This is a genomic window from Bacillus sp. FSL L8-0167 (assembly GCF_038630295.1).
In the GTDB taxonomy this organism is placed as follows: domain Bacteria; phylum Bacillota; class Bacilli; order Bacillales; family Bacillaceae; genus Bacillus; species Bacillus safensis.
The window spans coordinates 1075846-1098750 of the sequence record NZ_CP152027.1 but is presented as its reverse complement, the minus strand read 5'-3'; the positions used below and the strand labels follow the sequence as shown (position 1 = coordinate 1098750).

Annotated in this window: 22 protein-coding genes; 2 read left to right on the top strand and 20 right to left on the bottom strand. The window is 42.3% G+C overall.

Going from position 1 to position 22905, the window contains the following annotated elements; genetic code table 11:
• Nucleotides 1–19: 19 nt before the first annotated feature.
• The 7 genes from MHB66_RS05495 to MHB66_RS05465 form a co-directional block, all read right to left on the bottom strand.
• A complete protein-coding gene (locus MHB66_RS05495; protein ID WP_046310552.1) occupies nt 20–970 on the bottom strand; it encodes an ABC transporter permease in 951 nt (316 codons plus the stop codon).
• Between the two features lie 228 nt (nt 971–1198).
• On the bottom strand, nt 1199–2833 hold the full coding sequence (locus tag MHB66_RS05490; protein ID WP_046310550.1) for a peptide-binding protein: 1635 nt from the start codon (nt 2831–2833) through the stop codon (nt 1199–1201).
• Between the two features lie 85 nt (nt 2834–2918).
• Nucleotides 2919–3941, bottom strand: a complete 1023-nt coding sequence (locus tag MHB66_RS05485; RefSeq protein WP_046310548.1) for a dipeptide ABC transporter ATP-binding protein — start codon at nt 3939–3941, stop codon at nt 2919–2921.
• The gene (locus tag MHB66_RS05480; RefSeq protein ID WP_046310546.1) at nt 3938–4918 is read right to left on the bottom strand and encodes an ABC transporter ATP-binding protein; all 981 of its coding nucleotides are present in this window, start codon (nt 4916–4918) and stop codon (nt 3938–3940) included. The genes MHB66_RS05485 and MHB66_RS05480 overlap by 4 nt, the downstream gene beginning before the upstream one ends.
• 149 nt (nt 4919–5067) lie before the next feature.
• The gene (locus MHB66_RS05475) at nt 5068–5871 is read right to left on the bottom strand and encodes a DUF2268 domain-containing protein (protein WP_024425050.1); all 804 of its coding nucleotides are present in this window, start codon (nt 5869–5871) and stop codon (nt 5068–5070) included.
• Between the two features lie 77 nt (nt 5872–5948).
• On the bottom strand, nt 5949–7190 hold the full coding sequence (fabF, locus tag MHB66_RS05470; protein WP_034282078.1) for a beta-ketoacyl-ACP synthase II: 1242 nt from the start codon (nt 7188–7190) through the stop codon (nt 5949–5951).
• Nucleotides 7191–7211: 21 nt separating this feature from the next.
• Nucleotides 7212–8150, bottom strand: coding sequence for a beta-ketoacyl-ACP synthase III (locus MHB66_RS05465; RefSeq protein ID WP_034282079.1), 939 nt, complete (start codon nt 8148–8150; stop codon nt 7212–7214).
• Between the two features lie 171 nt (nt 8151–8321).
• Here MHB66_RS05465 and MHB66_RS05460 point away from each other — a divergent pair, with 171 nt between their 5' ends.
• Nucleotides 8322–8555: a hypothetical protein gene (locus MHB66_RS05460; protein ID WP_034282082.1), complete on the top strand. Its 234-nt coding sequence runs from the start codon at nt 8322–8324 to the stop codon at nt 8553–8555.
• 9 nt (nt 8556–8564) lie between these two features.
• On the opposite strand, the gene MHB66_RS05455 is transcribed toward MHB66_RS05460, so the two are convergent.
• From MHB66_RS05455 to MHB66_RS05440, 4 genes are all read right to left on the bottom strand, one after another.
• The gene (locus MHB66_RS05455; protein WP_046310543.1) at nt 8565–8771 is read right to left on the bottom strand and encodes a ComZ family protein; all 207 of its coding nucleotides are present in this window, start codon (nt 8769–8771) and stop codon (nt 8565–8567) included.
• A gap of 12 nt (nt 8772–8783) precedes the next feature.
• Complete coding sequence (locus MHB66_RS05450; RefSeq protein WP_024425055.1) at nt 8784–9746, bottom strand: BMP family ABC transporter substrate-binding protein; 963 nt, start codon at nt 9744–9746, stop codon at nt 8784–8786.
• Between the two features lie 91 nt (nt 9747–9837).
• Complete coding sequence (locus MHB66_RS05445) at nt 9838–10413, bottom strand: hypothetical protein (RefSeq protein ID WP_024426490.1); 576 nt, start codon at nt 10411–10413, stop codon at nt 9838–9840.
• A 73-nt stretch (nt 10414–10486) separates the two neighbouring features.
• Entirely contained in the window at nt 10487–11227 is a 741-nt protein-coding gene (locus tag MHB66_RS05440; RefSeq protein ID WP_024425057.1) for a hypothetical protein, read from the bottom strand.
• Between the two features lie 212 nt (nt 11228–11439).
• On the opposite strand from MHB66_RS05440, the gene MHB66_RS05435 reads away from it, so the two are divergent.
• Nucleotides 11440–11634, top strand: coding sequence for a YjzD family protein (locus MHB66_RS05435; protein ID WP_003211779.1), 195 nt, complete (start codon nt 11440–11442; stop codon nt 11632–11634).
• Between the two features lie 112 nt (nt 11635–11746).
• Here MHB66_RS05435 and MHB66_RS05430 read toward each other — a convergent pair whose 3' ends face one another.
• From MHB66_RS05430 to argC, 9 genes are all read right to left on the bottom strand, one after another.
• On the bottom strand, nt 11747–13012 hold the full coding sequence (locus MHB66_RS05430) for an MFS transporter (protein ID WP_046310541.1): 1266 nt from the start codon (nt 13010–13012) through the stop codon (nt 11747–11749).
• Between the two features lie 163 nt (nt 13013–13175).
• Complete coding sequence (locus MHB66_RS05425) at nt 13176–13355, bottom strand: YjzC family protein (RefSeq protein ID WP_008348517.1); 180 nt, start codon at nt 13353–13355, stop codon at nt 13176–13178.
• A 102-nt stretch (nt 13356–13457) separates the two neighbouring features.
• Complete coding sequence (gene argF, locus MHB66_RS05420; RefSeq protein WP_046310537.1) at nt 13458–14408, bottom strand: ornithine carbamoyltransferase; 951 nt, start codon at nt 14406–14408, stop codon at nt 13458–13460.
• Nucleotides 14405–17485, bottom strand: coding sequence for a carbamoyl phosphate synthase large subunit (locus tag MHB66_RS05415; RefSeq protein WP_046310534.1), 3081 nt, complete (start codon nt 17483–17485; stop codon nt 14405–14407). The genes argF and MHB66_RS05415 overlap by 4 nt, the downstream gene beginning before the upstream one ends.
• Complete coding sequence (locus MHB66_RS05410) at nt 17478–18539, bottom strand: carbamoyl phosphate synthase small subunit (protein WP_046310532.1); 1062 nt, start codon at nt 18537–18539, stop codon at nt 17478–17480. The genes MHB66_RS05415 and MHB66_RS05410 overlap by 8 nt, the downstream gene beginning before the upstream one ends.
• A gap of 71 nt (nt 18540–18610) precedes the next feature.
• Nucleotides 18611–19762, bottom strand: a complete 1152-nt coding sequence (locus tag MHB66_RS05405) for an acetylornithine transaminase (protein WP_041117114.1) — start codon at nt 19760–19762, stop codon at nt 18611–18613.
• On the bottom strand, nt 19759–20535 hold the full coding sequence (gene argB, locus MHB66_RS05400; RefSeq protein WP_025093396.1) for an acetylglutamate kinase: 777 nt from the start codon (nt 20533–20535) through the stop codon (nt 19759–19761). Before argB ends, MHB66_RS05405 begins: the two co-directional genes overlap by 4 nt.
• A gap of 14 nt (nt 20536–20549) precedes the next feature.
• Nucleotides 20550–21770: a bifunctional ornithine acetyltransferase/N-acetylglutamate synthase gene (gene argJ, locus MHB66_RS05395; RefSeq protein ID WP_046310529.1), complete on the bottom strand. Its 1221-nt coding sequence runs from the start codon at nt 21768–21770 to the stop codon at nt 20550–20552.
• A 22-nt stretch (nt 21771–21792) separates the two neighbouring features.
• Nucleotides 21793–22830: an N-acetyl-gamma-glutamyl-phosphate reductase gene (argC, locus tag MHB66_RS05390; RefSeq protein ID WP_041117110.1), complete on the bottom strand. Its 1038-nt coding sequence runs from the start codon at nt 22828–22830 to the stop codon at nt 21793–21795.
• Between the last annotated feature and the right edge of the window lie 75 nt (nt 22831–22905).

Here is a 22905-nt window from a genome sequence, read left to right as displayed (position 1 = left end):
ATTGTGTTTCAGCTCCCTTCTAATATTCAATACGCGGATCAACGATCGCATATAAAATATCCGCTATTAAATTTCCAACCACCACAAGCACTGCGGAAATAACGGTCATTGCCATAATGACCGGATAATCTCTCGAAAAGGCAGAATCAATGAACAGCTTTCCAAGTCCAGGCCAGGTGAAGATTTGTTCCACCACGACTGCGCCGCCAATAAAAGATGGTATCATTAATCCGAAAATCGTTATGACAGGCATAAGACCGTTTCTTAAACCATGCTTAAAAATGACTTTGTTTTCTCTAAAGCCTTTCGCTCTTGCTGTGCGAATGTAATCCTGCCTCATCACATCAAGCATACTCGACCTTGTGTACCGGGTCAGCCCTGCCATATCAGCCGTTGCTAAAACAAAGGCAGGTAAAATGATATGATGGAGCCGGTCTAACACATTAAAATCGGCATTCAAGGTAGAAACTCCGCCAGTTGGAAACCACCCTAAGTTCACGGATAAAACCATAATGAGGATGAGACCAAACCAAAAGTTTGGAATAGCCAGTCCGATAAAAGATGTAACCGTAATGCCATAGTCAAGCTTTGTATATGGACGTTTTGCTGAAAGAACACCAAATGGGATGGCGATCAGCAGGGCAACTATTGTAGAAAAGATCATGAGGATGAGGGTATTTGGCAGCCGGGCAAAAATCAAATCAGCCACGGGTGTTCCCTTTTTGACAATGGATGTGCCAAAGTCACCTTGAAGCATATTGCCAAGCCATTTCATATATTGCACATATTCAGGATCGTTCAAGCCGTACTTATCAATAAAGGCTTCCCGGTCTGCCGCACTAATAGTAGGATCCATCATGAGTGACATCGGATCGCCTGGTGCTGCTTTCATAATGGCAAAGGACAAGATGGTAATCCCTAATAAAATGGGAATGGAGAGCAATGTCCTTCTAATGATATATGTAACCATATGCACAACTCCTTTTTCATCGGATCGCCATTCTGTGAAAAAAAGGCCAAAATGATGTTATTTTAGCCTTTTGTCTTCTTTTCAGCGTGATCTGAAAACCCTTGAATTCTCATGCTGATGCGGAGCGAACGAAGTGATCTTTTTAGCACCCGCGCAGAGAACTGACACCGAATGCAAGAGATTGTTCTCACGTTGAAAGGGGAGAATCCCCCCTTCTTCACTATCAGCCTACTGTTCAAGCCACCATTTTTCGATTTTGTAATACTCATCTTTCGGGTGGTAAGAGTAGCCTTGAAGATTAGATGGCATAGCGCGATGTGAATTGGCATAGTAAAGGAACGTATACGGCTGATCCTCTGCGATCAGTTTATAAATTTTTTCATATGCCTTTGAATAATCTTTTCGATCGCTTAAGTTTTTAGCATCGACTAACAGCTTATCGACCTCTTTATTTTTATACCAGATGTTATTTAAGCCTTTTTCAGACTGGCTTGAGTGGAATATGCTGAATTGATCAGGGAATGTCGCAAGGCTCCAGCCGAGCAGCAGCGCATCATAATCCCACTTAGGCGGTGTCGTCTGCTCAATGAGTGCACTGAATTCCACAATTTGCGGCTTTGCTTCCACACCGATTTCTTTGAGCTGCTGCTGGACAACGACAGCGATATCTTCACGAACTTTATTTCCTTGGTTGGTCTTTATGACAAAGGAGAATTTCTTGCCATCCTTATCAAGATAGCCGTCTCCATCTGTATCCTCCCAGCCCTCTTCTTTCAGCATCTTTTTCGCTTTTTCTTGATCAAATTCAAACACTGGCACACTTTCATCCTTTGGATAGTTCCAAGACAGCGGACTTTCTGGAATGTTGGCTACTTTGCCGTCTCCATCTAGCACTTGGTCAACAATCGTTTGACGATCAATAGCATGTGTCAGCGCTTGGCGGACCTTTTTACTTTTAAAGAGTTCATTTTTCTGGTTCCAGCCAATGTATGAATAATTGAGTCCTAGATCAGATTCGATTTTAATGTTGCTCACTTTTTCAGCTGTTTGCAGCTCGGAGCCTGGGACAGCAAAGAAATCAATATCTCCTGCTGACAGCTGGGCAATCGCTGCATTCTGATCAGGAATTGTTTTAATTGTGACAGTATCAAGGTAAGGACGTCCATCCCAATAATCGTCAAAGGCTTCTAGTTTGACGTAGTCTCCTTCTTTCCATTCTGCAAATTTAAATGGACCAGAACCGATTGGTTTTTTTCGGTTAAATTCGTTTTCACCGAGATCTTTTATAGGCACATCACCTAAAATATGCTTAGGTAAAATACCGTAGCTTCCTAGTGTGACATTATAAAAATACGGATCTTTTTTATTGAGCTTGAATTCGATCGAGTAGTCCCCTGTCTTTTTAACAGACTCTAAAACTTCAAAGCCTGATCCGCGCTCCCCGTTGTAGTCCTTATTGATTGGAATGCTGTATGTAAACACAACATCATCAGCAGTCAGTTCTTCACCATCATGAAACTTCACACCTTTTTTAATGGTGACATCAAACTGCTTGCCGTCATCAGATTCTTTAATATCCTCTGCCAGCGATAGCTGAGGGTTGAGCTTTCCGTCTGTTTGAAGTAAGAAGCTGTAGATTCTTTCCTCAATATCAGAGCTTGCCACATCTGTAGAATACAGCGAGTTAAATAATGTTGGCTCTGCAATTGAACCGATGACAAGATCGCCGCCTTGTACCGGTTTACCTGTGGATTTCTTTCCACTGTCTCCAGACGTTTTATTTCCACCAGAACAAGCAGCAAGGATTAATGTAAAGATCAGCAGTAAACTGACCAAAATGGACTTTCTATTTCTACCTTTCATAGACAATTCCCCCTATTCTTTTTTAAAAATAATGATCGAATCCTGTTTCATCCCCCCTCTCAAAGATGAGATCATACAAGCTTGATCAAGCGTTGTAGAGGTGGCAGGCAACAAAGTGGTTCGTTTTTAATTCCTGAAATGCTGGTACTTTTTCTTTACAGATTTCTTTCGCGTGCGGGCATCTTGTGTGAAATACGCAGCCTTTTGGCGGATTTGCAGGACTCGGCAGATCGCCTTGGAGCATAATGCGTTCTCTTTTCACCTGCCCTTTTTTACGGGTGACAGGAACGGAAGAAAGCAGAGCCTGTGTATACGGATGGAGCGGGTCATCGTACAGACTATGCTTATCGGCAAGCTCCATCATTTTGCCGAGATACATGACGCCGACTCTATCGCTAATATGCCTGACCACACTTAAATCGTGAGAGATAAATAGATAGGTAAGGTCAAATTCCTCCTGAAGCTCCTCCATCAGATTAATAACCTGCGCCTGAATGGATACATCAAGTGCTGATACAGGCTCATCTGCGATGATCATGTCGGGATTCATGGCAAGCGCACGAGCGATGCCGATCCGCTGCCTCTGCCCGCCTGAAAATTCATGGGGATAGCGGTTCGCAAAGCTTGGATGAAGACCTACCTTTGATAAAAGCTGTTCTACTTTTTCATTTCTTTCTTTTAAGGAATATAAGTGATGTGTTTTGTAGGGTTCTTTGATGATGCTTCGAAGTGTTTTTCTAGGGTTGAGTGATGCAAAGGGATCTTGAAAAACCATTTGGATGTTTTTTCGTGTAGATTGTCTTAGCTTTGATTCTGATACGCGCGTGATGTCTTGCCCTTTAAAAAAAATTTGACCGTCTGTTGGTTCGTATAGGCGGATCATTGTCCGGCCTAGTGTGGATTTCCCGCATCCTGACTCCCCGACAATACCTAACGTTTCACCTTTATAAATCTTCAAGTCTATGCCGTCAACAGCTTTCACTGCACCGACTTTCTTTTGAAAGACGCCCGCTTTAATCGGAAAATGCTTTCGAATCTGTTTCAGTTCAAGGATCGTTTCTTTCTCTGGTAATTCCGTTATTTGTGTTTGATTTTGAGCAAGGGTCATGTGTGGTCTGCCTCCTCATATAAGAAACATCTGACGCTTCTGCCATTTTCAAATGTTCTCAGCTTAGGCAGTTCTCCCAGGCAGCGTTCCTTCACTTGCGGACATCTAGGAGCAAAGCGGCAGCCGGCTGGAAGCTGATCTGGCGCAGGAACATTCCCTTTGATGGCTGTTAACGGCTGTATGTCTCCGTCAATGACAGGAATCGATTCAAGCAGCCCTTCTGTGTAAGGATGAAGCGGCTGTTCAAACAACTCTTCAACAGTCCCATTTTCAACAACCTGTCCGCAGTACATGACAATCACTCGATCTGCAACTTCAGACACGACACCTAAATCATGTGTGATAAGAAGAATAGATGTACCAAAGGTAGAGCATAAATCTTTCATTAATGTGAGTACCTGTGCTTGAATGGTCACATCCAGGGCAGTTGTTGGTTCATCTGCAATGAGAAGCTTCGGGTCACAACTTAACGCTATGGCAATCATCACTCTTTGCCGCATGCCGCCTGATAAACGATGCGGATAATCTTTCATGATTTGCTCCGGGCGGGAAAAACCAACAAGCTTCAGCAGATCAACCGCTTTTTTGACCGCTTCTTTTTTTGAAAGTTTTTTGTGATAGATGAGGATTTCTGTTATTTGTTCTCCGATGGTTAAGACGGGATTAAGTGAGGTCATGGGTTCCTGAAAGATCATAGATACATCATTACCGCGGATGTTGCATAATTCCTTTTCACTATATGTAACAAGGTCCTTTCCATCAAGTTTGATGGAACCGTCCATAATTTTCCCACCCGTTCCATGAATCAGACCCATAATAGATAAGGACGTAATACTTTTGCCAGAACCAGACTCACCGACTAATGCGACAGTTTCTCCTCTGTTGATGCTGAAATCAACGCCATCCACAGCAGGTATCGGTTCCTTTTTTCGAAAAAAATATGTTTTTAAGTTTTGCACTTCAAGCAGCGTGCTCATTCATTCGCCCCTTTCTCCATAGATCAATAGAATTGAACCTGAATATTCCGTCTTTTTAAAATAAAAAGAATTATTTGTATATTATTACATCGCTATGACGAAATCAAGAAGTATTTAGTAAATTTGTAATATGTCTCTTTTTATGTGAATTATTCACTTTGTGATTCTATCGCCTTTAAAAAGGTTTCTGCTGGCTCTGCAATCATAGACTCCTCGCTGATTCGGTGCTCATTGAAATATTTTTTCACAATATAAAACCCGGTAGCATAACCAAGCATTTTAGGGTAGTTCCCTTTTCCATAAAGAAGATTCTGTATCAGCCTTTCGTCGTCCTGGACTCTTTGATCAAGATGACTGGATACCCATTTCTTGTACATACGCTGAAGCTGTTCTTCGCTATAGAAGGTGGTCCATTTCGCTGTATAGTTTTCTCCATATCTATGATACACAGCATATTCAGCGAGCCCCTCCATCATGATTGTATCGAGGAATGTAAAGTCTTTTTCTTCTTTTGAGAGAAAATGCAGCCTGCATACATGGTGATATTCGTGAGTCAGCAATGTACCGATTCGCTCCTTCGGGGTATTTGGAGACAAAAAAAGAAAGACCTTGTCATCAAATGCCATGCCGGATTGATAATAAAATTGCTCTCTGATTTCTCTGCTGCTCTCGTTGACAGGTAAAATAAACACAGGAATGTCTGGACCTTCCCACTGCTTTTGAAGCGTTTGATATTCTTTCATGACAAGCTTGAAGTACCCTTTTTCCTTGAGCTTGTCGATCATGTTTTTGCACGAGCTCCAAGACCGAACCATCCCGTGATGCTGCAGGTGAGCGAGGATAGACGACCATTCTTTTTCCTCGGCCCCTTTAAAATAAGGAACAAAGCGCGCTGCAAGCTCCTGAAATGATGATGATTGATGAATGAGATATTGTGTATTGATCAGACCCATACCGCTGAACACCTCCATTTTCATCATATGCAAAAAAGCGGCGATCTGTTTATCGACCGCCGCTTTCTCAGAAAGTATTACGCTTCGTATTTTTTGAAAATAATTGTCGCATTATGCCCGCCAAAACCAAGTGAGTTACTTAAAGCCACTTGTACTTCTTTTGAACGTGCTTCATTTGCTACATAATCAAGATCACATTCTTCATCCGGTGTTTCAAGATTAATGGTTGGAGGAAGGACGCTGTCTTTAATCGCAAGAACAGAGAAAATGGCTTCTACTCCGCCTGCTGCGCCAAGTAAGTGACCTGTCATTGATTTTGTCGAACTGATCGCAAGCTGGTTCGCATGCTCTCCGAACACTTCTTTTATCGCCATTGTTTCAAATTTATCATTGTAAGGTGTGCTTGTACCGTGGGCATTGATATAATCAATATCTTCCACAGACAACCCTGCATCTCGAATCGCTTCTTTCATTGCACGGACGCCGCCTTCTCCATTTGGAGCTGGTGCTGTAATATGGTAGGCATCTCCAGTTGAACCATAACCAACGATTTCTGCATAAATGGTCGCACCACGTTTTAAGGCATGCTCAAGTTCTTCAAGAACAATAATCCCTGCACCCTCACCCATGACAAATCCGTCACGGTTTTTGTCGAACGGACGGCTTGCTGTCTTTGGATCAGGATTTGTCGAAAGGGCTTTGTTCGCACAGAAACCTGCAAACGACATTTTTGTTAATGGCGCTTCTGTTCCGCCTGTGATCATTGCATCTGCATCTCCGCGCTGAATAACTTTAAATGCATCACCAATCGAGTTTGTTCCTGTTGCACATGCTGTCACCGTACAAGAGTTAACCCCTTTTGCGCCAAGTGCAATAGAGATTTGGCCTGTCGCCATATCAGGAATCATCATTGGGACGAAGAATGGACTGACGCGTCTTGCCCCTTTATTTGAATACACTTCAAACTGCTCTTCAAATGTTTCAAGCCCGCCAATACCAGACCCAACCCATACACCAACACGCGGTGCGATTTCATCTGTGATTTCAAGACGTGAATCTTCCAGCGCTTTTTGAGCTGCAACAACTGCATATTGTGTGAAGCGTGCCATTTTTCGCGCTTCTTTTTTCTCCATGTAATCTTCAATGTTAAAATCTTTTAGTTCTGCCGCTACTTTTGCGGTATATTCACTTGAATCGACACGTGTAATCGGTCCAACCCCTGATACACCCGCTAAAGCATTTTTCCATGTTGACTCTACATCGTTGCCAAGAGGTGTCAAAGCACCTAATCCTGTAACAACTACTCGTTTCTTATCCATTAATTTGTGCACCCCACTCTTTTATCGGCCCCATCGCATAGCGATTGCGCCCCAAGTTAATCCGCCACCAAAACCAACCATTACAATCACATCGCCGTCATGAATTTTTCCGGCTTCGATTTCTTCACATAGTGAAATTGGAATGGATGCTGCTGATGTGTTTCCATATTTATGAACCGTCTTCGACATTTTTTCAACTGGAAGCTCTAAGCGTTCGCGTGCTGCTTCCATAATGCGAATATTTGCTTGATGCGGGATCAAGAAATCAACGTCTTCTTTTGATAGTCCAGCTTTTTCAATGACATTTACACTTGACTCTCCCATTTGTCTTACAGCAAATTTAAATACTTCTCGTCCATTCATGATTGTATGATCTTTTTCATCTAAGTACAAGTGCTTCCCGCCGCTTCCATCTGCTCCAAGTTCAAATGATAGAATTCCTTTGCCTTCGCTGACTTCTCCCAGCACAGCAGCTCCAGCTCCATCTCCAAACAAAACAGCAGTATTACGGTCATCCCAGTCTGTAATGCGAGAAAGCTTTTCTACACCGACAACAAGCACGTGTTTGTAAGTTCCTGATTCGATAAATTGTTTTCCAGTAACAAGCCCATACATAAAGCCAGCACACGCAGCGCTAATATCCATTGCACATGCTTTATGTGCACCGAGCTGCTCTTGAATCATGCAAGCAACTGTCGGAAATGCTTGATCTGGCGTGACTGTCGCCACAAGAATCATATCGATATCTTCTGCAGCCACATCTGCGGCAGCTAATGCTTTTTTTGCAGCAGCAAGCGCCATATGAGATGTATTGACATCATCAGATGCAATTCTTCTTTCTTCTATACCTGTTCTAGTACGAATCCACTCGTCAGAAGTTTCAACCATTTTTTCTAAATCATGATTTGTTAATACTTTTTCAGGTATATAGCGGCCAAGGCCAATAATTCCAGCATTCATTGAATAAGACTCCTTTTACTCATACGAGCATGTGATATTGTGATCTTATATTAGTATCTGGTACTAATTTTACCTTATTTTTTTCTTCTTGGCAATACAAACGTCTAACCTTTCCTCTCACTTTTTTCATAGATTAATGATATATACCAATAGTAGAAAGGAACATGTGATATGGCACAAAAAGATATTTTCTCAGCAATGATGTTTGGACAGCCGATTGAGAAGGAGAAAAGCAAGACAGAGGCAAAGGAGGAACGTGCGGAGACATCTTCAAGTGAGGATTCAATTGACTACATGCATGTCATGAATCAAATTGGGAACATTATGAACTCCATTGATGAGCTGAAGCCTGTGTTTAAAGATGTTGGCCCTATGATTAGTGCCTTCAAGAAAAAATTATCATAAAAAAAGCCACTATTCTGTGGCTTTTTCTGATTCTGCATCTTCTGCATCTGCTTTTCCAAGCTCGTATGCTTCCTGCATGACAGATGTAAATAATGTTAGAAGCGGCTGAAGTGCTTCAGGGTCAAGCTGAATCCCTGCTTTATCTAACTCTTCCTTCGCCTGCGGAAAATACTTCATGGCAATTTGTAAAAATTCCATCGATTTTTCGTGCTGCATGTCGTCGTCTCCTCACTTTTCATTTGGCAGTTTTCCTGTTTTTTTGTAAGACGCAATATCACTTTCAATGTCTTTCACAAAAGCGTCGTCAATGGTGGAGCTAAATTTCCCCATCTCGACCACTCCTTCTTTAAAATCAAAGGAGTACTCATCTTGTTCATTTAGCTTGCCTTCATTAAACTTCTTTGCAATGATACTGTACGCCTTATCAACATGCTGTACAGTGCTCGTTAAAACTGTATGGCTGCCGAGGTTGGATTGATCGGTGACGTACCCGATCGCTGATAAATTATCGGCTTTGATTTGTTCAATGACAGGGATATTATAACCATCACCTGCTGGATACACAACATCAACGCCCTGCTTTTTTAATTTTTGATAGAGCTCCACCGCTTTGTCAGCATCATCCCAGTTTTCGACAAATTCTGCTAATACTTGTACATGTTCATCTTGATATTTTGCTCCTTTGATAAAGCCGTCTACTTCACTTTGCCAATCATATGTAGCAAGAATACCAATCTTTTTTGTTTTTGACATATGTGCAGCTGTCATGCCTCCGAAAAAGCCCATCGCTTCACCTTTAAACGTCACGTTTGTGACATTGCCCGCCTGAGGCTTGTTTCCATTGACCGTAATAAATTGTATGTTTGGATAATCTTCACTGATCAAATTAAAAATTTCACTGTATTCATTGCCATGGCCAATAATTAAATTGACTCCTTTTTTATGGAATTCTTCAATGGCATCAACGATTTTCTCCTTGTCGACCATTCCTTCCTTATAATAAACATCTACACCAAATGTTGATTGGATACTTAATAAGCCTTTATAACCTTTCGTTCCCCAAACTTGATCATTGATCGTATCGGGGACGAGTAAACCCACCTTCTCAATTTTTCCTTTTAAAGGCGCCTGCGAGCAGGCAGATAATAGAAGAAGGAACGAAAAGATCATGACAAGCCGCTGGTACTTCATGCCATGTTCAACTCCCTTTTACAACATGCAGTGATGAACCTGTATGTTAAATATAGGTTTATTTTATACTGAAAAAAGATAAGATGGAAGATCATTCTTGCTTTTTGTCGAAAAATGTTGAGTTTTGTCTTTTCCATTCTGCAATCATGTCTTCTGCTTGTTTGTCATCTGTTTGGCTTTCTACCTTCAATTCATACGTCATGTCCTGTCTTTGACCTGTGTCCGAAGCCCATTGTAACAATTCCTTTGCCACATCTTCTACAAAAAGTGAATCTGCACGCTTTGTTTGATCTTCATTGAGTGTCCATGGTCCGAACATGCGAGGAAGAATAACTGCCGGCACATTCTGTTTCGCTGATTCGTTTTCAGGTTTTTCATAAAGAATCTGGTACATGCCATGCTCTGCTTTGATGTCTTTCTGCCTGTTATGCGGTTCCTCTGATTGAATAAAAATGAGGTCATACGTGTCTTTGCTATCCTGAAGGTCAATGACACGAACGAGATCATTTCTGCCCAGCCACATCATCCGCTCTTCTAACAGTGCCTTTTGTTCTTCTTTAAGATCATGAGGACGCGTGATATCCACTTGAATGCCCTCTTTCATCATATATTCACAAAGTGTCAGGCCAAAAAACTCATCTGCACCTATGATCAGTCCTGTTTCCATGTTCACGTCCCCTTTTTTAATATCGAATAAAAAGAAGAGCCCTTTCTATGAAGGGCTGTTATCATCCTATTCATCACAATTCTCTTTCATGCGATTTATAAAACTTGTGAATGGATTGAAAGATTCTTCTCGGATGATCAAACATATGCAGCGTGAGATCGACCTGACAATGTTCTGGATTTTTCATATGCTGATCAATAAAAGGCTTTGCGTGAAGTTCATATGCATAAGGTGCGCCGTTTAGCCTTTGCCATATATGAATCGGTACATGAGCAGAATGAACAGGACAAGAAGGCAGTGGATACGTTTCAGCTTCCTTTTCAGAACAGCCATAGCTCTCTGCTAACTCTTTGAGCAGCTGCTTATAAAAGAATTTGTGTTCCTTTTCTCTTTCTCGTTGTGCATCCAGATTCAGACATGGATTCACCATCGCAATGGACCTTAGTACTTCAGGCATCTCCTCAGCAAGGCTCATAGCAACAAGTGCACCCATTCCCTCTGCGAGCACATGAATTTCCCGGTTTAATATTTCTTGTTTTAGTGTGTGATGCACGAGCTGCTTGGCACTAAAAACAGCATCTTCGCATCCCCAGTGATTCCCATGAAGATGACTATTAAACAATGTATATCCTTCATCCTTTAAGGCAGTTAAAAGCTGGTTTCTTCCATAATGCTGAAGCCAGAATGATGTATTTTCCTGCACAAAGTGATTTCGGTCACCGAGGATTAGAATGCCAAAGCCATTTGGTTTTTGAGGAAGGTGAATGATGTTCCACTGGGAACCAAGCTGGAAAAAACGTTCGCTTACACCCATATGGCCAGCCTCCTTTCAGTGATTCTGCTTTCTATGATATGAACAACAACTCTTGTAGGAATAAGGAAATCCCCTAAAGACAGAAGAATTCTTTTTATTTTTATAGCAGAAGGTCTTAAAATGGTCACATAAAGGCGGAAAACAGTCTTTTCCCTTCACTTGCATCTATGGTATGATAATCAATAGATTGTTACATAAAGGACGGTGGGATTATGCATTATATTATCACCCTCATTTGGACTTTTCTGCTGACACATATGGCTGGTTACATCGTTGCCTCTATGAATGGAGCTGCTTATGATTTTACGCTCACTTCCATTCTTGCAGTTGTGTTTACGGTTATTTTATTCATCTTTGCTGAAGTAAGTCCAATGAAAGAAACGGAAAGTTCAACAAAACATTCTTAATATGACTTGTGAAAAAGAGCTAAATTGATGTTTAGCTCTTTTTTCTTTCTTTTCAGAGTGATTGCGGCACGCTAAAACCCCCTGCCTTAAACATACAGGGGGTTTTTATTGTTTATACCTCGACGGTTTCGGACTTCTGTTTGCCCTCTGTCAAATGGCTTTTCGCAAGCCCTGTAAACAGGAAGATCGCGATACCTGATAAAATTTCAAGGATTCCTCCGCCAGCAATGACAGGTCCCGCTCCAAATCTTTCTGCCAGGACGCCTGATACGACAGCTGCAAGCGGGAGAAAGACATTTGATGAGGCATTGATCACAGCATATACTTGCGGCTGATCCTCTTGGTCAACAGATGTTTGAATAATGACCATTTCCGGCACATTGATCGCACTGACAGCAGCTCCGAAAATAAAGGAAGCAAGCAGAACAACCGGCAGCCATGTACTCATCCCTGTCATAAAGAATGCAGCCCCTTCAATCATGCCAGCGACAATAAAGAACAAACCAAATCTCTTAATTTTCACCTTTGCCAGAGCAAAGCCCATCATAAACGCGCCAACTGCGGCAACACCTCTTAAAATGGAATACACCATGGAGTCGCTTTGCAGCGCTTCTGCTACGTATACCGCTGACAGTGCCTGCCACGGAGCTGCTGCGACATTCATTAAAATACAATACAGCGTGAGCGCAAATAAAATGTGGTGGTTTTTGACAACGAGAAACCCTCTTTTTAAGTTATACAAATATGTATTCTTCGCTTGTTTAATGCCCGCTGCTTTTTCTTCATCGGTTTTCTTTAGTTTGACCCCGATAATAAACAGACCAGAAATCACAAATAAAGCAGTGGTGATCAGCAGAGTATCTGCAGGTCCAATTAATTTAACCAAAAGACCAGCTACCATGACTGCTGCAAGTGCAACAATCTCAAAAGAAGATTGCAGGATTGCATTTGCTTTTTGAATGAGATGCTTTGGAACAATCTGCGGTAAGATCGCCACCGAAGCTGGATTATATGCTGCACCTGTTGCCGATTGAATAACCATTAATGAAATCAATAACCATAGAGGCAATAGATGCGAAAAGTGCAGAAGTGGAATAATGAGTACAATTGTTGCTCGAACAACATCTGAAGCGAACATCCATTTAGACAAATGGTGCTTTTTCATAAGAGGTCCTAAAATTGGGGCTAACAAAGATGAAGGGAGAACCGTTACTGCTAGAAGAAGTCCTGTACCGAGCGCTCCATCCCCTCTTAAAATCAATAGCCAAAGGACGGATGTAAAAGCAAAACTTTCCCCTGTGTTTTTAATGAGTCTTGATATGAATAATGAGGTGAAGCGTTTATTCCAAACACTTTCACTGAGATTCATCTTTTCCATCACACAAATCCTTTCAACAATATATTACATATTTTACCTTAAGTTCTCTCTTTTTCATACTATTTATTTGAAAATTTGAACTTAATTGTTTTTTATTATAAAGAAAAAAGAGGCATGACACATGCCTCTAAAGTCTTATTCCTGCTGACTCTTAGTCAATTGCTTACGGCTTTCTTTGGTAGGTCCAAACACGATTATGGTTCGAGTTATCAGGAAAGACGTCGCCTGCTTTAAGCTTAATCTTTAAAGGATCTTTCACCATACTGCCAGTTTCACCGATCTCGATATACACACCATTATTCGGTGCTTTATTCCCTGATTTAAACTGATGCTGCTGACCCATTTTCATCCTCCTTTCTCGATTGATGTTATTATGTCCCGTCCCTTGCCTCTCCAATCCTTTATGCAAAAAGTCCCTGCTCATACGAGTCAGGGACACTTGGATTTATTTGGATAGTTGATACATAAGTTCTTTCATTAACGCTTTTTGCACATGCAGGCGGTTTTCTGCCTGTTGAAATACTTTTGAGTGCGGCCCGTCAATAATATCTGCCGTCACTTCTTCCCCGCGATGTGCCGGGAGACAATGAAGGAAAATATAATCCTTTGCTGCATGACTCATCAGTTCGTTATTGACTTGATATTCTTTAAATTCAGCAAGACGTTTCTCTGTTTCTGCTTCCTGCCCCATGCTTGTAAACACATCTGAATAAATAACATCTGCATCTTTTACAGCTGCAACAGGATCTGTTGTCACGGTCACTTCTGCCCCTGATTGTTTTGCAAACTCACGGGCAGTGTCTGTGACTTCTTGAAGTGGTTCATAGCCTTTTGGTGATGCAACCGCAATGTCACAGCCTAGCTGCGCACAGCCGACCATCAAGGAGTGCGCCACGTTATTTCCGTCACCGATATAAGCCACTTTGATTCCTTTTAAAGTACCTTTTGTTTCTTTAATGGTTAATAAATCAGCAAGCGCCTGACATGGATGTGAGTAGTCGGTTAATCCATTAATGACTGGAATAGACGCGTATTGTGCAAGCTCTTCAACCTTCTCATGTTCAAAGGTTCGAATCATAATACCGTCGACATAACCAGACAGCACCTGCGCTGTATCACTGATGGTTTCTCCTCTGCCAATTTGCAAATCATTTGAGCTGAGGAAGAGCGCATGTCCTCCTAGCTGCGTCATCCCCGCTTCAAACGAGACACGGGTTCTAGTTGAAGATTTTTCAAAGATCATCGCTAACGTTTTTCCTTTGAATAAATCTTGATATGGGTTTTGTTTCATTTCTTCCGCTTTTTCAATTAAATATGCAATCTCATGGATTGAGAAATCTTTTAATGATAAAAAGTCTTTTCCGTATAATGCCGGTTGCACGTCGACTTGACTCATGCCGTCACTTCCTTTTTATATAATTCATGGAGCGATACTGGTGATACATCTCCATTTTTTCCTTGCAGGAATGCTTGAACTGTTTCATATTCGGTTAGGACTTGAACGCCGTGTGTGAGTGCTTTTACACGCTGCTCTTTTGCCTCTTCATCTTCTCCTAAATGAATATGAAGGGATTTATCTTCATTCTGCAGCCAAGATTCAAAGCTGCCAGTCCAGACGTCAAAGCCTGCATGCTTCGCTTCATCTATCAATTGCTCGCTGCCTTGTATAAAAAGGCTTCCTTTTTTCTTCCAGATCGGCGCAAATACTTTTTTCAATGCGCTTTCGGCGTTCTTGCCTACACACATTCCTTCTCCTGTCGCTTTCATTTCAGGTGTCAGCTTGAGGTCGATATCTTGAATGGCATGTGATGAGAACACTGGGAATTTGACCGCTGTCCCCCCTTTGTTTTTCGTTGCAGGGTTTAGTTCTTCAAGCGACGCACCAGCTAATAATTGAGTGGCCATTGGGATCATATCGATGCCCATTACCTTACTGACGACTGGTACAGTCCGGCTTGCCCGCGGATTCACCTCTAATACAAGCGCCTGATCCCCTTTGATGACAAATTGGATATTCATAATGCCCTTGAATGATAATTTCTTCGCTATTTGTTCAGACGCGGTATGCACCTGCTGTTTGATGTCTTCACTGATTGAGATACTTGGTAAAATGGCAAAGCTGTCACCTGAGTGCACGCCCGCTTTCTCAATATGTTCTACGATGGTTGGAATGAACGCCTTTTTTCCGTCAGAAATAAGATCCACTTCAATTTCTTTTCCCGTGACGTACTCATCAATTAAGATTGGGTATGGCAAATGATCTGGCTGATCAAGCAGTGATGCCAAATGTGCTTCTGACTGAACAACGATCATTCCCATTCCGCCAATGACATACGATGGGCGAATTAATACAGGGTAACCGATGCTTTTCGCATGTACGAGTGCTTCTTCTTTTGAATGAGCCGTATCTCCTTTTGCGTGAGGAAGATTCAGTTCATCAAGAAGCTGATAGAATAAATCGCGGTCTTCAAGTGCATCCAGCGTATCAAAGGACGTACCTAACAATGTGACACCGGCTTTTTCTAAGCCTTCTGCGACGTTGATCGCAGTCTGTCCGCCAAATTGGACAATGACAAAATCAATTTGTTCTGCTTCCACAACGTTTAGGATGTGCTCTAATGTAATCGGCTCAAAATATAAACGATCTGCAATCTCATAATCAGTACTGACTGTTTCTGGATTGTTGTTCATCATGATGGTTTCAAATCCAAGCTTTTGCAAGGTCAGAACGCCATGAACAGCGCTATAATCAAACTCGACCCCCTGCCCGATTCGAATTGGACCAGAGCCAATGATGAGTGCACGCTGCTTTGTTTTTTCTTGATGTTCACCATCGCTTTTGCCGAAGTAGGTGGAATAGAAGTAATTCGTTTTAGCATCAAATTCCGCCGCACATGTGTCGACAATTTTAAATGAAGCAGCAATGCCGTATTCTTGACGAAGCTGCCTGATTGACTCTTCCGTGTGACCCGTAAGCAGAGCAATCGTTTCATCAAGGAAACCCTTTTCCTTTACCTTTTTCAAGGTATCTTTTGATAGCGTCCCCTTAAGATCTTTCAATTCTTGTTCGAGCGTAATCATATTCTGGAACACATGTAAGAAGAATCGATCGATTTTCGTCGTTTGATGAATCGTTTCAACCGTTTCTTGTCTTGAAAGAAGCTCCATAACAGCGAAAAACCGGCGATCGTCTGGTGTTTTGATAAGTTCAAATAAAAGTTCTGTCGATTGCTCTTTCAGTTCTGGCAGGTGGAAGCCCTTCGTTTTAATTTCAAGTGATGCAACTGCTTTTTGAATGGCTGACTCTAAATTCCGATCAATCGCCATGACTTCACCAGTCGCCTTCATTTTTGTGCCTAATTGACGGTCTGCCTGTTTAAATTTATCAAACGGCCAGCGCGGGAATTTCACGACAACATAATCTAGTGCCGGCTCAAAACTAGCATAGGTTGTACCTGTAAGCGGGTTTTTCAATTCGTCTAGCGTATAACCCACCGCAAGCTTAGCTGCCATTTTCGCAATCGGATAGCCAGTTGCTTTTGATGCAAGAGCAGAAGAACGGCTGACCCGAGGATTCACCTCAATGACAAAGTATTCTTTACTGAGTGGATCAAGGGCAAATTGAATGTTGCAGCCGCCGACTACATCCAGCGCTGAAATGATTTTCAGGCTCGCTGAACGGAGCATTTGATAATCCTGATCCGTTAATGTTTGGGAAGGTGCAACGACAATCGAGTCTCCTGTATGCACACCAACTGGATCGATATTTTCCATGTTGCATACCGTGATACACGTATTTTGACGGTCTCTCATGACCTCATATTCGACTTCTTTAAAGCCAGCTATGCTTTTTTCAACTAAACACTGGTGAATCGGACTCGCTAAAAGAGCTCCTTCAATGAGCGGCTTAAACGCCTCCTCTGTTAGAGCGATTCCGCCGCCTTTACCGCCAAGTGTGTATGCTGGTCTTAGGATGACTGGGAAGCCGACTTCTTTTGCAAATTGAAGAGCATCTTCCGCATTATCCACAATTTCACTATCCGGCACAGGTTCGTTCAAATGCTTCATGAGAGCACGGAATTTCTCTCGATCTTCACCGTTTTCAATGGTTTCAACTGACGTTCCGAGCAGGGTCACCCCATGCTTTTTCAGCACACCGGCTTTTTCTAACTCGACAGCAAGGTTTAAAGCCGTCTGTCCGCCAAGGTTGGCTAAAAGACCATCTGGTTTTTCCTTTTCAATAATTCTTGTCACTGAATCAACTGAAAGCGGTTCAAAATAGATTTCATCAGCAAATGACTCGTCTGTCATAATGGTTGCTGGGTTATTATTCACTAAGATGACTTTGTAGCCTTCTTCTTTTAAGGCCATACATCCTTGTGTTCCTGAGTAATCAAATTCTGCTGCCTGACCAATGATGATTGGACCAGACCCGATGACTAGAATGGTTTGTATGCTTTGATCTTTAGGCATGTGCGACTTCTCTCCTTGCTTGTTTCACTTTCTCAATAAAATCATCGAATACCCATTCACTTTCAGCAGGCCCTGGGTGTGCTTCTGGATGAAATTGAACTGACATAATCAGCTTTTCTTTATGAATGAACCCTTCTACAGATCCATCATTGACATGAAGGAATTTCACATCCACTTCTTTGTCATTCATGCTTTTTTCATTCACAACATAGCTATGGTTCTGACTTGTCATAAAGACACGTTTGGATTCTGTATCCTGGACAGGATGATTCGCTCCCCTGTGGCCAAATGGCAGCTTATACGTATCTCCGCCAAGTGCAAGAGCGATTAATTGGTGACCTAGGCAGATCCCAAGTGTCGGAAATGACATCATGATGTCATGAATTGTTTTTAAATACGGTGTCATGGTTTTCGGGTCTCCAGGTCCGTTTGACAAGAGGATCGCATCCGGCTTGATCTCAAATACCTTTTCCATTTGTTTATATGGAATGACGGTTACTTTACAGCCGCGCGCTGCAAGCGAATCTGCAATTGATTTTTTAAAGCCAAAATCAATGAGCGCCACATGCTCCTCACCGCTGCCTTGTGTGTAGATCTCGCTATCTGTCACCTGTTCGACGACATTGTCTTGTTTCATTGCAGGCGGTGTTTCGTTTTCGTCTACACTGAGCACAGCGTTCATCGTTCCATTTGCCCGGATGTTTTGCACAACTGCGCGCGTATCTGTATGTGTCAGAAGCGGGATATTCCACTTTTGTAAATATTCTTTTAAGCTGACCGCTGCAAGATGATGTGAAAAATGCTCTGCTGCCTCGTAAACAACTACCGCTTTTACTTGAGGCTTCTTGCTCTCAAAGTCTTCATGGTTAATGCCGTAATTTCCGATCAGCGGATAAGTGAAAACAATGATCTGACCTTTATAGGAAGGATCTGTGAGCACCTCTTGATAACCTGTCATACCTGTAAAAAAGACCACTTCACCTGTGATGCCAGCTTCTCCTGTCAGATCTCCTTCAAAAGAGGCTCCATCTTCTAAATTTAAATAACCCTTCATGCTTATGTCACCCCAAAATTGAATAATTAATGATATAAATGCATTTTTATACGTTTGTTTGTAAAAAAAATTTACACCGAAACTGTTTTATTGGCTAATACTTGAACAATTGTTTCGATCGCTTGATCCAGCTCTGCTTTCTTCACATTCAGCGGAGGTAATAAACGAATGACATTCGGACCAGCTGGAAGCACCAGCAGCCCTTGTTCTCTAAGAGCTGTGATATAGCCGGCGACTGGCTGATCACATTCAATACCTGCCATCAATCCTTTTCCCCGCACTTCTTTTACGATATTCAGCTGTTTGACATTTTGCAGCTTTTCTAACAGGTAATCACCCTTTTCTTTCACTTCTGAAAGAAACTCTTCTTTGAAAATGACATCGAGTGTCGCATTCACAGCCGCCATGGCAAGCATATTTCCACCAAATGTTGTACCATGTGAACCTGGCGAGAATGCATCTCCTAGAGCTTTTTTCCCTATGACTGCACCAACTGGAAAGCCGCTTCCTAACCCTTTTGCCGAAGAGATAATATCAGGGTCAAGACACGTCTCTTCGTACGCAAATGCTGTTCCTGTTCGACCGATGCCGGTTTGGATTTCATCTACAATCAGCAGTGCTTCATGCTTTTTGCAAAATGCTTGAACGGCTTCTAGAAATTCTGGTGTCGCTGGATTCACTCCACCTTCACCTTGCACAACCTCCAGCATCACCGCTGCCACATCATCGACTTCACACGCTGACATAGCGTCTGGATCATTAAACGGTACGTAGTGAAAGCCTTCTAGCATAGGGCCAAAGCCAGTTTTGATTTTATCTTGGCCTGTCGCAGCCATACCAGCATACGTGCGCCCATGGAAAGAGTGCAAAAATGTAATGATATTTGTTTTCCCTGTCGCTTTACGTGCTAATTTAATGGCACCTTCATTTGCCTCTGCCCCGCTATTGCAGAAAAACACGAGATCCCCTGAACTGTTTTCTGCCAGCTTTTCTGCTGCTTTTTCTTGCAGTCCATTTTCAAATAGATTTGAAACATGCCAGACGTGGTCAAGCTGTTCCTTAATGGCTTCATTGACCTTTGGGTGATTGTGGCCTAAATTTGTAACCGCAATGCCTTGTATAAAGTCTAAATATTTTTTTCCATTTGTATCGACTGCCCAAGAACCTGCAGCCTCTTTAATTTCAACATTCCACCGACCATAAGTTTGAAAGAGATGACTCACAGGACCGCCTCCTTTTGTTTCACAATTCTTGTTCCTTTAAAGGTTTCTCCTGTAAAGATACTGCCTTTGCCATTTACGATCATCACTTCATCCACATCACCTGATAAAGCACTCAATGCGGATTGTACTTTTGGAATCATTCCCCCGGAAATAATGCCTTCATCAATGAGTGAAAGGGCTTCTTGTTCGGTGACGACATCTAATAGTTCACCATTTTTTAAAATGCCTTCAACATCTGTGACAAACATAAGCTTATCAGCCTTCATGGCTCCGGCGACAGCTGATGCTGCTAAATCGGCATTCACATTTAAGGTTTGGCATTCTTCCGTCATAGACAGCGGCGCAATCACAGGAATGAATTGTTTTTCCATGAGTGCTTCTGCCATCTCTGGATGAACTTCTTTGATTTCGCCAACGTACCCGTAAACGTCTTGATCAAGGAAATCGGCGACAAGCATCTGCCCATCTTTACCGGATACGCCGACAGATGAAATATCATGCTTTGCGAGCTCTGACACAAAGTATTTATTGACCGTTCCCGAAAGAACCATTTCGGCTACCTCTAACACAGGCTTCGTTGTTTTACGTTGCCCGTCAACAAATTCTGTTTTCACTTCTAATTTTTGCAGCATGTCGGTGATTTCAGGTCCTCCGCCATGCACGATAGCCAGTTTAAATCCAGCGGCTTGAAGTGAGCGGACATTTTCATAAAAGGTATCTGAAAGTTCTCGAATGACACTGCCTCCACACTTGAACACGATCGTTTTATTCATGTCTATCTCCTTCTTTATGTGCGATAGCTCGCGTTAATTTTCACATAATCATAGGTAAGGTCACAGCCCCATGCTGCTGCTTCACCATTCCCCTCACTCATTTGAATGAAAATCGTAATCTCATCCTGCTCTAGATATGCTTTTGCTTCCTCTTCTGAGAATGGCTGCGGTTCATTGCGTTTGAACAAACATTGTCCGCCTAAATAGACTTCTACCTCTTCCGGTGTGACGGATGCTGCGCTATGACCAATGGCTCCAACGATTCGTCCCCAGTTGGCATCCGTACCATATACGGCAGTTTTAACAAGACTTGAACCAACGATTTTTTTTGCAATGATGCCGGCTTCCAAGTTATTTTTAGCACCAGCGACTTTCGCTTCAATTAATTTTGTTGCGCCTTCTCCATCTCTCGCAATCTCTTTGGCTAAATCCTCGCAAGCTAGTTTTAATCCTTCTTTAAACAATGGCCACTCTGGATGCTCTTCATTGAGTACATCGTTTTCTGCCATGCCATTTGCCATCACGAGCACCATATCGTTTGTCGAAGTTTCTCCATCGACGGTAATTTGATTAAAGGTCACATCCGTAATGTCACGAAGCGCTTGCTGTAAGGCTTCCTGTTCAACATTTGCATCTGTTGTGACAAAGCCAAGCATTGTCGCCATGTTCGGGTGAATCATGCCAGAGCCTTTTGCTGCTCCTGAAATGATAATCTCTTTTTCGTCTATCGTAAGAGTGTATGCTGTATTTTTAATGACAGTATCTGTCGTTAAGATCGCTTCTTCAAAATGGCCTTTTTCGGCTTTTGCTTCTTTTAAATCGGCGATGCCCTTTTTGATTTTATCCATCTCCAGACATTCCCCAATGACACCAGTAGAAGAAACAGCAATGTAATCAGGTGCTACACCTAACATATCTGCACAGGCTGCCTGCATGTCGTATGCGTCTTTTAATCCCTGCTCACCAGTACATGCATTGGCGATAGCACTATTGACAATGACACCTTTTAATTGTCCAGTCTTTTTTAAGCTTTGTTGTGTGACTTTGAGAGGCGCAGCTTGAAAGTGACTTTGTGTGTAGACCGCTGCACTTGCTGCTGGTACTTCGCTGACGATGAGGCCAAGGTCTTTTTTTGAATAGCGCAAACCAATGTGAATCCCCTTCGCTTCAAAGCCTTTTGGTGATGATACGTCACCGTCTATTTTAACAATGCTTTTTTCATTCAATTCGATCATGTTTGTTGTCTCCCCTGTTCTCTTATGGATAAAGAGGTGTCATTGTGAGGCCCGCCTCTTCATGTAAGCCTTTGATGATGTTGAAGTTTTGAACCGCTTGGCCGGCCGCGCCTTTCATGAGATTGTCTATGACCGACACGATTGTCAGTCTCCCTGTTCGCTCATCTAAATGAAAGCCAATATCACAGAAGTTACTGCCGTATACTTCTTTCGTTTGTGGATAAACGCCGTGATCTCTCACTCTGACAAAATAGGAATCTTCATAAAAGTCTTTCATTCGCTTCTTCAATTCTTCTTTTGTGGCATCTGTTTTTAATTGTGTATACATCGTCGCCATAATCCCTCTTGTCATCGGGACAAGATGCGTAGAAAATGTGACGTTCGCCGTCTGCGGATTCCATTCTCTTAATATTTGCTCTATTTCTGGCGTATGCTGATGCTCATTCACCTTATAAATTTTAAAGTTATCGTTTAGTTCTGAAAAATGCGTGCCAAGCGAGGCAGATCGTCCGGCACCGGACACCCCTGTTTTTGCATCTATTATAATCATGGATTCATCGATGACATTCTGTTTGATGAGCGGTGCTAAACCGAGAAGAACTGCGGTAGGAAAGCAGCCCGGATTGGCAATCACTTCAGCCTGTTGAATTTTGTCACGATTCAGTTCGGATAAACCGTACACCGCTTGCTGGACAGATGCTGCATCCGCTGCCCTTCGTTTATACCAAGCTTCATAGGTTGCTCCATCTTGAATGCGCAAATCACCTGATAAATCAATGATCGGCACTCCTTGATTCATCAGCTTTGGTGTCAGTTCACTAGATACGCCTGCTGGTGTCGCTAAAAACACAGCATCTGTCTCTTGCACAATGGCAGCCGGGTCAATGGCTTTTAATGTTTGGTCGGTCATGTTTGTCAGATGCGGATAAGATTGACTGTATGATTGCCCATCACCACTTGATGAATACAATATACATTCCTCCACATGCGGGTGATGCTTGAAGATACGAACCAATTCCGCACCACCGTACCCTGTAGCACCTATAATACCTATTTTCAACGTCAATACACCCTCTTGATCTTTGTGAAATTATTTAACATTATAACATGTATAAAAATTAATTCAATTGTATAT